The 12697-nt window shown below is 68.8% G+C and carries 18 protein-coding genes; 5 read left to right on the top strand and 13 right to left on the bottom strand.

What is annotated here, in order from left to right; genetic code table 11:
• Window positions 1-101 precede the first annotated feature (101 nt).
• From ABL57_RS09545 to ABL57_RS09565, 5 genes are all read right to left on the bottom strand, one after another.
• The gene (locus ABL57_RS09545) at window positions 102-320 is read right to left on the bottom strand and encodes a hypothetical protein (protein WP_082157344.1); all 219 of its coding nucleotides are present in this window, start codon (window positions 318-320) and stop codon (window positions 102-104) included.
• 223 nt (window positions 321-543) lie between these two features.
• Complete coding sequence (locus tag ABL57_RS09550) at window positions 544-822, bottom strand: PLDc N-terminal domain-containing protein (protein WP_053004870.1); 279 nt, start codon at window positions 820-822, stop codon at window positions 544-546.
• 1 nt (window position 823) lies between these two features.
• Window positions 824-1051 (bottom strand): hypothetical protein, encoded by a 228-nt coding sequence (locus tag ABL57_RS09555; RefSeq protein WP_053004871.1) that lies wholly within the window; start codon window positions 1049-1051, stop codon window positions 824-826.
• A gap of 3 nt (window positions 1052-1054) precedes the next feature.
• Entirely contained in the window at window positions 1055-1465 is a 411-nt protein-coding gene (locus ABL57_RS09560; RefSeq protein WP_047803237.1) for a hypothetical protein, read from the bottom strand.
• 322 nt (window positions 1466-1787) lie between these two features.
• A complete protein-coding gene (locus tag ABL57_RS09565) occupies window positions 1788-1973 on the bottom strand; it encodes a hypothetical protein (protein WP_047803238.1) in 186 nt (61 codons plus the stop codon).
• A 171-nt stretch (window positions 1974-2144) separates the two neighbouring features.
• Here ABL57_RS09565 and ABL57_RS09570 point away from each other — a divergent pair, with 171 nt between their 5' ends.
• Window positions 2145-3185 carry a hypothetical protein gene (locus tag ABL57_RS09570; protein WP_047803239.1) on the top strand — a complete coding sequence of 347 codons (1041 nt, stop codon included), beginning with the start codon at window positions 2145-2147 and terminating at the stop codon, window positions 3183-3185.
• 82 nt (window positions 3186-3267) lie between these two features.
• Here the strand turns inward: ABL57_RS09570 and ABL57_RS09575 are convergent, their stop codons facing one another.
• Together ABL57_RS09575 and ABL57_RS23285 are read right to left on the bottom strand one after the other, a co-directional pair.
• Window positions 3268-3705, bottom strand: coding sequence for a hypothetical protein (locus tag ABL57_RS09575; protein ID WP_152683347.1), 438 nt, complete (start codon window positions 3703-3705; stop codon window positions 3268-3270).
• Window positions 3706-3892: 187 nt separating this feature from the next.
• Window positions 3893-4027 (bottom strand): hypothetical protein, encoded by a 135-nt coding sequence (locus tag ABL57_RS23285; RefSeq protein WP_256363811.1) that lies wholly within the window; start codon window positions 4025-4027, stop codon window positions 3893-3895.
• A gap of 351 nt (window positions 4028-4378) precedes the next feature.
• Here ABL57_RS23285 and ABL57_RS22670 point away from each other — a divergent pair, with 351 nt between their 5' ends.
• The 4 genes from ABL57_RS22670 (at window position 4379) to ABL57_RS09590 (ending at window position 6501) form a co-directional block, all read left to right on the top strand.
• The gene (locus ABL57_RS22670) at window positions 4379-4546 is read left to right on the top strand and encodes a hypothetical protein (RefSeq protein ID WP_186374948.1); all 168 of its coding nucleotides are present in this window, start codon (window positions 4379-4381) and stop codon (window positions 4544-4546) included.
• A gap of 10 nt (window positions 4547-4556) precedes the next feature.
• Window positions 4557-5066: a hypothetical protein gene (locus ABL57_RS09580; RefSeq protein WP_047803241.1), complete on the top strand. Its 510-nt coding sequence runs from the start codon at window positions 4557-4559 to the stop codon at window positions 5064-5066.
• A 159-nt stretch (window positions 5067-5225) separates the two neighbouring features.
• A complete protein-coding gene (locus ABL57_RS09585) occupies window positions 5226-5600 on the top strand; it encodes an SdpI family protein (RefSeq protein ID WP_047803242.1) in 375 nt (124 codons plus the stop codon).
• Between the two features lie 565 nt (window positions 5601-6165).
• A complete protein-coding gene (locus ABL57_RS09590) occupies window positions 6166-6501 on the top strand; it encodes a hypothetical protein (RefSeq protein ID WP_047803243.1) in 336 nt (111 codons plus the stop codon).
• Window positions 6502-6559: 58 nt separating this feature from the next.
• Here ABL57_RS09590 and argS read toward each other — a convergent pair whose 3' ends face one another.
• The 6 genes from argS to ABL57_RS20720 all read right to left on the bottom strand — a co-directional run.
• The gene (gene argS / locus ABL57_RS09595) at window positions 6560-8200 is read right to left on the bottom strand and encodes an arginine--tRNA ligase (RefSeq protein WP_047803244.1); all 1641 of its coding nucleotides are present in this window, start codon (window positions 8198-8200) and stop codon (window positions 6560-6562) included.
• Between the two features lie 182 nt (window positions 8201-8382).
• Window positions 8383-9975: a hypothetical protein gene (locus ABL57_RS09600; RefSeq protein ID WP_152683349.1), complete on the bottom strand. Its 1593-nt coding sequence runs from the start codon at window positions 9973-9975 to the stop codon at window positions 8383-8385.
• Between the two features lie 14 nt (window positions 9976-9989).
• Window positions 9990-10673, bottom strand: a complete 684-nt coding sequence (locus tag ABL57_RS09605) for an ATP-binding cassette domain-containing protein (RefSeq protein WP_160310784.1) — start codon at window positions 10671-10673, stop codon at window positions 9990-9992.
• Between the two features lie 125 nt (window positions 10674-10798).
• On the bottom strand, window positions 10799-11440 hold the full coding sequence (locus ABL57_RS09610) for a GNAT family N-acetyltransferase (protein ID WP_047803247.1): 642 nt from the start codon (window positions 11438-11440) through the stop codon (window positions 10799-10801).
• A 121-nt stretch (window positions 11441-11561) separates the two neighbouring features.
• Complete coding sequence (locus tag ABL57_RS09615; RefSeq protein WP_047803248.1) at window positions 11562-12152, bottom strand: GNAT family N-acetyltransferase; 591 nt, start codon at window positions 12150-12152, stop codon at window positions 11562-11564.
• Window positions 12153-12156: 4 nt separating this feature from the next.
• On the bottom strand, window positions 12157-12697 hold a 541-nt coding region (locus ABL57_RS20720; protein WP_203225588.1), incomplete at its 5' end, for a GNAT family N-acetyltransferase.

The raw sequence follows: 12697 nt of genomic DNA on the forward strand, positions 1-12697 counted from the left end.
CAAGATGGACGACCCGCCCTCAGCACTGGACACCTCGAGCAGCTCGGCCATGCGGGTGATCTCGTAGTCGGCCTTCTCCGCGTCGATGAGCTCGAACATCCTCACCGGTTCTGGTTCTCGGTCGCGAAGAAGGCGGCTGCTTTTTTCAGGAACTCCCGGTCCATCCGCAGCTCGGCCACCTCACGGCGCAACCGCTCCAGCTCTGCCCGCTCATCGGTATCCAGTGCTGAGGGCGGGTCGTCCATCTTGGCCCTCTCGATCGCGACCCAACGACCCAGCAGAGCTTCTCCGACACCGATCTCCTTCGCCACGTGGACGATCGGGCGCCCGGGTCGATCACCAGATGCGCGGCATCACGCCGGTACGCGGGCGTGTACCTCTTCCGTTTGGCTCCCACAGGAACATCCTCCCTGCCAGGCACCAGGCCTGACCATCAAGGACGTCCACCGAAGGGGGACAACCTCAGAAGACAAGATAGAAGGCGGGATGGTCTCAGCCTTTCCACCCTGTCTGGTCCTCCGCGGACTGGACCTCTTGTGCCCTTTAGCGGACGGGCCCGTTGCGGGGCTCGAGCGCGTGGCGTCGGCCGAGGGTCAGCCACAGGATCGGCCCCAGTAGCGGGGCGGCCAGTAGCACGAGTAGCCACAGCAGGCGCTGGGTCCCGGTGTAGTGCTCGTCGCGGGACAGGGAGAGCAGCGCGACGACGAACAGCACGATCACCGCGGCGCCGGCCAGCAGCGCGAGGACTTCCCAGCTGGTGGGGATCAGCGGGTTCATCCCCGCCCCGCTCAGGCTGATGGTCATCGGGCACCCCGCGGTCATCTCATCGTCCTTCCGTGTCGTCGGGCCGGGCCTGCGAGGAGCGCCGGCGGTCCCACCAGCGCATCAGGGCGGCTCCGAGGCTCGCCACCGCCAGAGCGGCCAGGGCGGAAGCGACGAAGCCCTCGGCCCACCAGCCGGCCGCACCGGCGAGGACACCGAAGATGATGCCGATCAGCGCGCTACCGGGGTGGGTGATGACCGGGTCGGAGTCGGCAGGTTTGGCGTGCACCGCTTAGCCCTCGGAGACCTGCAGCTGCGGGGTGAGCCGGGTCCATCCCTGCGGTGCGTCCTCCTCGGGCAGCCCGTTGGGGTTGTAGTCGGCCTGGATCCCGATCAGGCCACTGGTGCCCACCCGGCCACCGGAGCCGCACCCGACGACCCAGGTCTCCGGGGCGTTGGGGTCGAAGCTGAGCAGGCAGTCGCCCTGGCTCGGTGAAGACACGGCGAAGAACTGGTACCCGTCGTGGGTGGCCAGCAACCGGGAGCTGTCCGGGTCGAAGTCGTACTGCCCGGCGGGAACCTGGGCCGGCAGCAGGTCGGCCTCGCTCTGCTCGCCGTCGTAGACGCCGGGCCCGGCATCGGCGCACCCGGCGAGGCTCAGCGCAGCGGTCGTGAGGAGCATGGTCACCAGTGACCGGCGCATGACGATCCTCGCTCTCGATCGGGGCCAACGATGCTGTCTGCCCTTCCACTGTAGGGGCCGAGGACCCTGGCGGCGCGGAGCATCGACACGGCCTCGAGCGGTCCGCCTTGGCCCTCAGATGATCTGCTTCCGCGCCCACGGAGGCCTCAGATGGGGCCGCTCCACGGTATGGCCGACCTGTCGGTAAGGAGGACTCACGGGTCTCGTCTGAGAGGGCGAGAGAAGGGCAGGAAGTAGACCCCGGAGTCTCGCCATACCCTCCAACGGAGTCCGCGGTGAAACCTCATCAGCGCGGTGATGCTGCGCCCCAGGCCGGTGTCGGTCAGGGGCGTGGGCGGTCCCTGTTGCTGCGGGGTCGCCCGGGGGTGAGCATCCCGGACTCGTTCACCAGCAGCACACCTGCTGCCGCAGGCAGAAAGAGCAGGGCGGGCAACCATTCGGTGACGGCGAACAGGCCCAGCGCGAGGAGGAGAACGACGATCGCAGCGACTCGGACTTTGGTGTGCATGACATCACTTCCGTTGAGTCCGTGAAGCCTAGCATCGGCCTCCGGCACGGCTTCCTGCCCGATTCAGCGGGCAGGTGCTTCGTGAGTGGAACCGCTACGTGACATCCCGGGATCGCGGGCCTCCCGGGGCGCCGAGCCAGAGAACCGGGGACCAAGCGGAGAATGTGGGTCATGTCGGAAATGTTCAGGTGGGTGCCTGACCTCGAGCGGGGTGAGTGGCTGCGCCCGATGGAAGCCGAGCCGTGGGGCAGCGTCCTGTCGGTGGTGCCGCGAGGCTTCCAGGCCTACGCGCGCCTGTTCCACCCGGTCGAGCGCGACCGGCCACGGGCGACAAGGACCTGGCAGGGCCTCGATGAGGCCACCTACTTCGCCGGTGTCCACGACATCGAAGCCGCACTCGAGACCCAGCGTGCCACCTGGGCCCAGGCCGCGGCATCCTTCGGCACGACCATGCACGCCCAAGCCCAATACGCACGCCTCGTCCGGGCCGACTACGGCAAGGTCGACGGCGTGATCGCCGCCGACGGCTGGCGCTACGGCGACACATCCGAGGGCCGCCTCGACACCACCTCCCTGGCGGCGGCCTCGGCGGTGCTCGCCCGGCACACCAGCACCCCGGATGCTGGGATCGCCGCGATCTGGGAAGGCTGGGGCGGGCTGGTCAGTTCGGCCGGAGCCGCCCGGCTCGTGCTCGTACCCAGCGATGAGTGGCCGGTCGCAGACACCGACGAGGACACAGGAACCGTGACCACCCCCTCCCTGCGCCAACGGCTGGTTGCTGCCCTGGAGCAGGGACTCACCGACGCGCGGGCGCTGCTGCAGGCCCTCCCCCGGGGTGCCCACCATGACCCCGCGCCCGGCACCGGGGTGCTGGCCCCGGAGATCGCCACCGGGCCGCGGTTCGCACTGCACGGGGACACCGGGCGGCACTACGTCCTGTTCGAGGCCGGGGCCGAGGACTTCGCCGACCCCGCGTGGCCGGCCCGTGCGCCCTGGGTCGATGAGCCCGTGTGGGCGCCCTCGCCCAGCATCCTGTGGCCGGACGACCACGCCTGGGTGCTGGCCACCGAGATCGACTTCGACTCCACCCTCGTGGCCGGCACCACGGCACTGGTGCGCGAGCTCGTGCGAACCCCGGGTCTGGAGGTGCTGCCCCTGCGCACCGACGCCGACCTCACCTGGGACGGCGATGCGCTCAACCGCCCCCAGTGACGTCGTAGCCTCGGACGCCACCCGAACATCAATCCCATCTACAGCGTTGACGGATCAGGAGCACCCGCGGGCGCACGTCCTCCTAGCGGGAGTTCGCATCGGCGGCGCCGTGGGCGCGGCGGACAGGAACAGCACCACGGTCCCGGACGGCCAGGACAACCCCACCGAGCAACCCGCCCACCACCCCGTACGGGGTCAGCACCAGGGCGTAGAGGAACCACACCGGGTCGAGGACCACGTTGAGCACCAGGAACGGCAGCATCAGCGACGCACCGGCGACGCCCATCAGGGCGATGCGGACCCCGGCGGTCAGGCCGTAATCGGCCCCGGCCTCCCAGCACGGGCCCCACACCAGCTGGGTCCACACCAACCCCACCCCCGTCGACACCGCCCAGCACAGCACCCAGGCCGACCAGCCGCCCGGTGACAGGACAGCGGCGTAGCCCAGGGCCAGCACCGCGGTGAGCGCCTGGAACACCAGATAGGTGCTCAGCCGATGCACGTGCAGGGCTCGCCTCACCAGCTCACGCCTCTCCGCTCGCTAGCCCCCACCGTATGCCGCGCACCCGCGCCACGGCGCAAGAACCCCGCGCGGGGCCGCCACCCAGGGACACTGAACGCGGCCTCCGCCAGTTCACGTTCGCAGCCTCCGATCTGGGGGTGGCAGGACCGCTGCGGCGGCATACTCCTGTGCCGCCTGCGTGGCCTCACCTGCCAATGATTCTGATCAGCCACCCCAGCAGGGGAACGACGCTGACGACATCGAACACCCGATCCAGGAGATGGCCCATCCTCCACCACCAACTCGGATCCTGCGGCGGGTCCTGTTTGGTCTTGATCATGGGGCACAACCCTCCTGCGCTAGGACAGAGACGGACAACGCTTCCTGCCCCACCCTTCCCGAAGACTCCGCCGGATCCCCGCAGGACAGTCCAGCCACCGAAGACCTTCCGTGAATTCCGACGAACCGGGTGATCCACCTGTGCCTGTCGAAGGATCCGCTCGACCCGGTTCACCACCGTTCTCCTCAGCGGTGATCTGTCCTTGCCACGCCCCGGCCCGACGCCACCGCGGTGACCGTAGCCCGCGCGCACGGGCAAGCGCCAGCAGTCCGACACGCACGGCACGGGCAGGGTGCAAAGCTCACAGCCGTACCTCGATAGCGTGGACAGACCTACTCCAGGAGGTTCCTCGTGATGGACGTCGCCGGCTTCGGGGCATTCCTTGGCCTGTTCATCTGGCTGCTCATGGTCGCCCTCACCTTGTGGCTGCTCTACTGGGTGGTGCGCAAAGGCGTCACCGCCGGCATCAAGGACTACGTGCAGAAGCACGGCGACCGCACCGGCGCCTGGCGGCCATAGGTCCCCCGCTGTGCAGCGACCCGCCCGTGTCCTCAGCCTCGCCGTCGCTGGCCTGGCATCCCTGGCCCTGACCGGGTGCGAGAACAACCTGCTGCTCCAAGACAGACCAGAACCCCTTTCCCAGGTCACGCCCACCGCGACTACCCCCGACCCGGGGTGCACCATCTCCGAAGGCGCCAAGGACCCGGGGCAGACCGAGGACCTCACCACAGCACCCGAGTCCCTGAAGCTCAGCTGCGACGGCCGGTCCCTGAGCCTTGCCGGTGACTACACGAACAAGACCGCCAACAGCTTCTTCCCCGACCACACCGCCATCAAAGCTGCCATCGTCGTCGACGGCGAAGCCCGCATCTGGCACCTCCTCGGCCCACGGGGCGAGGACGAGGGATGCCTGACCATTCAGCGCCTCGACGAGACCAGCGCCTCCCGCGACGAGTGCGACGCCGAGCGGCTCAACCAGTGGCAGGACAGCGACCCCGCCGCAGACACCCGCGACACCCCCGCGGCCCAGATCCCCTAGGACCTGCCCTACAGGACTACCTCCGGCCCAGAAGGGACCCCACTTGCACAGGCACAATTCCTGGAAGCACCCTGCGACAGGCATGGCGGGGCAAAGCGCCTGGGATGCTCTGTGCTTCTCGGAGCGTGGACAGCACCCACTCTCTGGATGTTTTTTGCGATGACCGACGAGATCGCCGGCCTCGTCCCGCTGCTCTTCGCCCTGATGGTCCTTCCCGCGATGAGCGTCCCGGTGGTGCGCTGGGCCGCCGAGGATTCACTCGGGCGCAACGGTTCGGCGGGCATTCGTACCCGCCACACCCAGGCCTCCGATGAGGCCTGGGCTGCCGGCCATGCCGCGGCCCTGCCCGTGGTCCGGAAGATGGTGCCGGTAGCCGCGGTGGGGGTTCCAACCGCACTGGTCGTCCAGGTCCTGGGCGGTGGTTTCACCGGCACCGCGGTGGCTGCCGTCGCGTTGATCTGCGAGATCGTCGTGCTGCTGCGCTCCGCCGGGGCCGCCAACCGCGCCGCACGTGCGGTCACCGCCAGCAGGTGAGCGTCTGTGGCCAGCTCCGTTTCTAACCTCAACCGGGCAGGGTGCCGAATCTAGAGCGGCGCTCCGCCAGGCTTGTCGCGAGAGTCCTTCTCGATCTTGGAGGTTGTATATGCAGGTCCATTAGGATCTTCAATCTTCGAGCTGCCCGGTGAGAACCCGAGAAGTCGTGACTGCACTGAAGCCGCGCCCATAACCGGAGCGGCGACTCCTGATCTCAGGCGTCGAATGCTGAGCAGTAGACGGATCACAATAAGCACTCCGAGGGTCCAACCGAGAGATTCGATCAGCGGGCTCAGGCGCGTCTCGATCAGTGGGTCCAGGATCATGAAGAGCAGAAGTGCCCCGAGAGCCAGCACTGTTACTGCTGTCAGGATGCGGGAGAGTGTCCGTGCCATCGATTCACCCTATCCAGCTAGCTTGGAAGAGGATCGTTTGGAGCTGGGGGTCCGCGCGCGGGCGCTGCTGGCTCTCGCTCCTACCCGGGAACCCCTAGAGCACGCTTGAATGTCTACGCCACGACACGTGTCGCGATCGAAGGAAGAGCCAAATTGACTGCAGGCCCTGGGTGAAAGCGACCACACGGTGGATCACCGCCTGCACCGGGCTCACGCTGTTTCCGCTCCTCATCATGGCTATCCTGCCGAACTTTGAGGACGCCGACGAGGTCGCTCTGCTTTGCCCGGTCTGGGCTCTCGTGTACATGGTCATGTTTGTCAGCTTGCGCCGTACGGGGCCAAAAGCTCGGCGATCCGCCGAACGCTTTCTCTTCCTCACCTTCCCCGGCGATTCCACGACCCCACAGGAAATGCAGGCACTGATGAGGCGGTCCTCGTGGTGCTTCCTGATTGGAGCCGTCTTGCTCTTGGCCGTGCCGGGGCAGTACTTCCTCTTCGTGAGGTGACCAGACCCCTAAGGAACCTCTACTGAATCCGTCACGGGGCAGGTTGCTGCGTGCCCGGTTACATCCTCTCGGGTGCGGAAACGCCGAGGAGGTCGAGGCCGTTGGCCAGTACCTGCTGGGTGGCGTTGTTCAGCCACAGGCGCGATTTGTGCATGTCCTGGATCGGTGCGTCTCCCTGGGGAGCGATGCGGCAGGCGTCATACCAACGGTGGTAGGTGCCGGCGATGACCTCGAGGTGGCGGGCGACGCGGTGTGGTTCCCGGAAGGTCGCCGACTGGGCGACCACCCCGGGGAACTGCCCGAGCGCGGCCAGCAGGTCACTCTCGGTGGGATGGTTCAGCGACGCAGCGTCGAAGCTGCTGGTGTCCACTCCGGTCGACTCCGCATTGCGGGCCACGGCGTGGGTCCTGGCATGGGCGTACTGGACGTAGAACACCGGGTTCTCGTTGGTGTTCTTCTGCAGCAGCTGCGGATCGATGGACATCGCCGAGTCCGCCGAGGATCGGCCCAGCGAGTACCGCAGCGCGTCCTTACCGAGCCACTGCAACAGATCCCGCAGCTCGATGATGTTCCCGGCCCGCTTCGACAGGCGGGCTCCGTTCACGGACACCATCTGGCCGATGAGCACCTGAATGTTGTGCTCCATATCGTCCCCGGCGCAAGCGGCAATGGCCTGCAGCCGGCCGATGTAGCCGTGGTGGTCGGCGCCGAGCAGATAGATCTTCTGCTCAAACCCGCGGTCCTTCTTCGACAGGTAGTACGCAGCGTCCGAGGCGAAGTACGTGGGCTCACCGTTGGCCCGGATGAGGACACGGTCCTTGTCGTCGCCGAAGTCGGTGGTGCGCAGCCAGACGGCACCATCGAGGTCGAAGACGTGACCTTGCTCCCGCAGGCGGTCCACCGCCTGCCCCACGGCTCCGCCCTCGTGCAGGGCGGACTCGGAGAAGAACACGTCGAAGTGCACCCCGAACTCGGCCAAGGTCTCCTCGATGTCGGCCATCTGCGCTCGATAGGCCAGTTCCCGGACGATCGGCAGCGCCTCCTCATCATCCATCTCGGCCAGCTCCGGCCGGGCAGTCAGAGCCTGGCGGCCAAGATCGGCGATGTACTCCCCCGGATAACCGCCCTCTGGGACCGGTCGACCCTTGATGGTGGCCAGGACGGAGGCGGCGAAGGTGTTCATCTGCGTTCCGGCATCGTTGATGTAGTACTCCGCCGTCACCGCCGCACCGCTGGCGCGCAGGACACGGGCGATCGAGTCGCCCAGTGCGGCCCAGCGGGTGTGGGCCAGATGCAAGGGCCCGGTGGGATTGGCCGAGACGAACTCCATGTTGATGGTGTGGCCCGCCAGGGCGTCATTGGTGCCGTAGGCGGACCCTGCCTCGACGATGGTGCGGGCGAGCTCGCCCGCCGCGCCGGCGTCCAGGGTGATGTTGAGGAAACCCGGGCCGGCCACGTCGACGCTCTTGACGCCGTCGATGCCGGCCAGCCGATCGCTGAGGATCCGGGCGAACTCGCGCGGATTCATCCCCGCCTTCTGGCCCAACTGCAGGGCAATGTTCGTGGCCCAGTCACCGTGCTCCCGGTTCTTCGGTCGCTCCACACGCACCTCCGACGGGAGGTCGACATTGAAGTCACCGGCCTCGACGGCGGCCTGCAAACAAGCGGAAATGGCGGCGGATAGTTCCTCTGGAGTCACCCGTGAAGCATAACGCCGCCCTCTCAAGCGCCCAGATCCCCCGGACATGGTAGCCACCCGTGCACGACAGCGACAAACACCACTTCCCGGACACCGACGCCACGTCCGACGGGAACCCCTATCGCACCTCGGGAGCCCGGTAGGTGTGGTTCGGCTCGGCTGTGGCCCGCAGGATTCGGGTCTCAGTGTTTCCGGTCGGTGCTGATGGCCAGGGCCACGGCGGTGCCCGTCAGGGCGAGGGCTGCCGCCAGGGCCGCCGGCCAGGCGGTGGGGTGGAGCAGTACGGTGGCGGGTGCCGCGAGCAGGGCGGGCACCAGGATGAGCCCCCGGCTGTAGCCGATCAGCTGGGCTACGGGCACCGGTCCCAGGGGGGTGTCGATCGGGGGCTGGGTGTGGTCCGGTTCCGGGCCCAAGGTCCGGTAGAGGCCGGCCGCACCGATACCGGTCCCGGCCACGGCCCCGAGCAGCACCAGTACCGCCCAGCTGGTGCCGGCCGAGACCCCGCCCAGCAAGGCTACGGCGGCCAGGACCGCGGCGTTGAGCACGCACGGGAGGACCAGGTGCATCAGGGCGGCTGCGGTGGGGGTGATCGGGAGGTTCCGTTCGGCGGCGGCCCCGGCGCGCAGATCGGCCAGATAGGCCGTGCCGCGGCTCAGCCCCCGGCACCCCACCACCAGCAGCGCAGCCCACCCGGCGAGCACCACGGTGTGGGCGAAGGAGGTCAGCAGCACCACGGTCAACCCGAGGTCCACGGCCAGTCCGGCCCGCCACCGGCTGGTGCGCAGGGCGGTGAGCGAGGCGAACAGCACCACCGTGCGCGGCCCCGCCACCCACCCCGGGGTGCTTCCCGGCAACCCCCGCACCCCGGTCACCGTGGCCGGGGCCAGCGCGGCGGTCAGGTCCTGGGCCGACAGCAGGGACACAGCGTTGGACAGGTGCCGGGTCCGCGCCCCGGCCGCCCGCAGCTGCACCCCGTTCAGGCCCCGGGCCCACCGCAGCGCCCAGACCCAGAACAGCCCGGCTACCACCACTAGTGATCCCGCGACTGTCACGGACCCCAGGGGCGGCACAACATCCCACCGGCCGGTGGCCCCGTCCCGGGTCCCGGCCAGCACGACCAGCACAGCCCCCAGTGCTAGGAACCATCCCGCCCAGGGGCGGGACCAAGGCGGCGTTCGCGCCTCACCGGCGATCTGGGCCCAGACAGCGACCCCGACCGCGCCGACCCCCAGGCCGGCCCAGCACACCAGCTGCGCCACCGCCTGCCACCACGGCGCGCCCCACCCGGCCGCCGACCCGGCACCGCCCAGCAGCAACAACCCGGTGCCACCGAACACCGCCCCGGCCGCAGCCGCCACCCACAGCATCCGGCGCACACTGCGGATCGGTTCCTGCGCCCCGGCCCCAGGCAGCGGCCACACCCACACCGCCCGCTCCGGGGACACCCCCACCGGTCCCAGCCCGCGCAACAAGTCCACGGCACCGACCCAGACCACCCCGAGCAGCACCGCGGCTCCGAGCACCGGCGCCCCGGCCCCCACCCAGGCGGCCGCCTGGCGGTGCAGCATCCCGCCGGGGGAACCGGCGGCCACCAGATCCCCCAGCCAGGCCCCGAGACCGAGGACCCCGGCGACCGCCCAGGCCACCAGCACCACCGTGACGAAGAGCCCGGTGTACGCATCGACGAACCGATCCGCACCTCGAGCCCGGCCGCGGGTCCGGGCCCGGGCGCCTCGCAGGAACACCTCGATCTCGGCGGGCCCGGCAGACTTCACACCGGCACCGGCCGTCACGACCGGCCCTCCCGTTGCGGGGCAGGCACGACCGGTGCCAGGGCACCGCTGGAGTCGATGGTCAGCACAGTGGTGCCCACCGTGGCCGCCAGCGACGCGTCGTGCGTGGCGATCAGCAACCCCGCCCCCGCCTGCCGGGCGGCGACCAGACGATCGGTCAAACGGGCACGCATCAACGCATCCAGGCGCTGTTCGGGCTCATCGAGCACCAGCAGCTCGAACGGGCGGATCAGTGCACCGGCCAGCAGCGCCCGCCGTCGCTGGCCCGAAGACAGAGCGAACGGCGAGGCGTCCACCCGGTCGCCCAACCCGAACTCGACCACCGCCTCGGCGGCCACCACCGGCGCATCGGCCACCCCGTGACCGCGCAGCACCAACTCCAGGTGATGCCCCACCGACACCCCGGGCAGAAACGCGTCCTCGTCGAACAGACAGCTCACCGCCCGCCGGTAGACCAGCGAGTTCTCCACCACCGGCCCACCCTTCAGCCACCGCTCCCCGCTCACCGGAACCTGCTGACCCACCGCCGTGCGCAACACCGTGGACTTGCCCGCCCCATTGGCCCCGAGCAGCACCACCGCCTCCCCTGGCCCCACCTCGAAGCTGACCCCGGCGGTCACCGGCACCCCGGCATAACCACACACCAACTCACGAACAGACAGGACAGAAGCGGAACGCACGGACAAGAGCCTTTCAACGGCAACACGGCCATCTCATTCTTCCCCGGTGCCATCACCTAGAGCTCCCCCGCCGGCCGGATATCTGACACCGCCATGACCCAGCACCGACCCCGGTTGCGTTGTCTTCAGGGCGTCGGCCTACGGAGGGTCCCGCTCTGGACCGGAGCTGGAAATACGCTCCGGCGCGCGAGCTTCTCGGTGAGGCTCAGCCGGACGGTGGGCCATTCCCGATCGATCACCGAGAACACGACGACATCGCGCACGGTCCCCTCACGCCACAGGTCGTGATTGCGCAGCACCCCGTCCTGCTTCGCCCCGAGCCCGGCGATCGCGGCCCGGGAGCGGTGGTTGTGCCAGTGCGTGCGGAACTCCACCGCCATGCACCCCAGAGTCTCAAAGGCGTGCGTGAGCTGCAGCAGCTTCACCTGCGTGTTGAGCCCGGTGCCCTGGGCGGAGGCGGCGATCCAGGTCGAACCGATCTCCAACCGACGGTGCTCCGCCCGGATGTTCAAGAACGTGGTGACCCCGACGGCGGCTCCATCACCGGGACGCCGGATCACCCACGGCACCACCCGCCCCTCGGCGTGGGCGGCCAGCCGCACCTCGATGTCCTCGCGCATCCGATCCGGTGCCGGCACCCGGGTGTACCAGAGCTGGTGCAACTGGCCGTCCTGGACCGCTTCTGCCAGTTCCGGAGCGTGCTCGAGCGCCAACGGTTCCAGCGTGGCCAGAGAACCGGTCAGCGTGGGGCGCATCAGGAAGTCCATGCCCCCAGATTACTGATCGCGAAAGACCCCTCAGGGAACCCCCACTGCACTGTGGGCGAGTTGGGGATTGCCGCACGGAGAAGTGACCCTGACCTATCGGTGCGGCAGTCCCGTCCCTACCTCAGGTGCCGGTTGTCTGATTCTCCTTTTCGGTGTCCGGGAGGAGCTGAGCCATGGCGTACTCGTCGACCGCTGCTCCATCGCGGATCAAAGAATCACGACGCAGGCCCTCAATGAGGAACCCGCACCGCAGGTACAACTCCACAGCGCGCAGGTTGTCCACCATCACTGTCAGCTCCACCCGCCGCAGCCCCCGCCGCCGGCACTCCTCCACAGCGGCGCCCAGCAAACGGTGCCCTACTCCCCGACTGCTGCACGCGGCATCCACACCCAGCACCAGGTGTCCAACATGGGCGGCACGCCGGTATGGGGAAACCTCCACCGCGATCCACCCCACCGGCCCCAGGTCCCGTCCAGGGAGAAAGGCCAGCAGATCGAAGCTGCCCACGGGTCCCTGCTCGGACAGCCGCCCCCGCAACGCATGATCCGAGTGGGGGCGTTCGCCCCGTTCCAGAAGCAGATAGCTCGACTGTTCATCCAAGCGGTGCTGCAAGGCCAACAGGGCAGCACTGTCACCGGAGCGAGCCCGGCGGATGGTGACCTGTGACGTGCCGATCGAGGATGGCCGCGAGGAACCGCAAGGGTCGAGCATCGAGCTAGTCTCGCGTCCGGACCGACCGGGCCGAGGAACTGCTCAGCCGCTGTGTTGCCGCTGCGTGCCCGCTCGTTTCATCGGGCACGATGTGGGCCTCTCGTGACAACTCCATCTCCAGGGCGTGCCACTGCCGGCCGCCCACTTCGGTGCTGGAGACTCGACCGGTCTCCTGGAACCCGAGGCTCTCGTACACGCCCCGGGCCGCGGTGTTGTGGGCGTAGACCCCCAACTTCATGGCAGGCAGATCTGTGATCTCGAAGCCGGTGCGCACAGCGGTGCTGATCAGCTCCCGCCCCAGACCGCGTCCTCGGGCAGCCGGGTCCAGGAGAATGCACCCGAGCCGCATCATGGGTGCCTCCTCGTCGACGAGTAGCGAGGCATGCCCGACCGGGTCCCCGGACTCGGGGTGCAGCCCGGTCCAGTACCGGCGCTGATCATGGCCGAGGTAGACCTCCAGCTGCCCCCGGTCTAATGGCCCTTCACAGATGAGCATGGGTCGGTGCTTTCCGCCACGTCCGGTGGCCGCCGGCGGCAAGCAGGGC

The sequence above is a fragment of the Kocuria sp. SM24M-10 genome, assembly GCF_001027955.1.
Lineage (GTDB): Bacteria > Actinomycetota > Actinomycetes > Actinomycetales > Micrococcaceae > Kocuria > Kocuria oceani.

Coding starts and splice junctions, on each gene's coding strand:
- ABL57_RS09550 (WP_053004870.1), bottom strand. CDS start 822: ATGACCGCGGGGTGCCCGATGACCATCAGCCTGAGCGGGGCGGGGATG.
- ABL57_RS09560 (WP_047803237.1), bottom strand. CDS start 1,465: ATGCGCCGGTCACTGGTGACCATGCTCCTCACGACCGCTGCGCTGAGC.
- ABL57_RS09565 (WP_047803238.1), bottom strand. CDS start 1,973: ATGCACACCAAAGTCCGAGTCGCTGCGATCGTCGTTCTCCTCCTCGCG.
- ABL57_RS09570 (WP_047803239.1), top strand. CDS start 2,145: ATGTCGGAAATGTTCAGGTGGGTGCCTGACCTCGAGCGGGGTGAGTGG.
- ABL57_RS23285 (WP_256363811.1), bottom strand. CDS start 4,027: ATGATCAAGACCAAACAGGACCCGCCGCAGGATCCGAGTTGGTGGTGG.
- ABL57_RS09585 (WP_047803242.1), top strand. CDS start 5,226: ATGACCGACGAGATCGCCGGCCTCGTCCCGCTGCTCTTCGCCCTGATG.
- ABL57_RS09610 (WP_047803247.1), bottom strand. CDS start 11,440: ATGGACTTCCTGATGCGCCCCACGCTGACCGGTTCTCTGGCCACGCTG.
- ABL57_RS09615 (WP_047803248.1), bottom strand. CDS start 12,152: ATGCTCGACCCTTGCGGTTCCTCGCGGCCATCCTCGATCGGCACGTCA.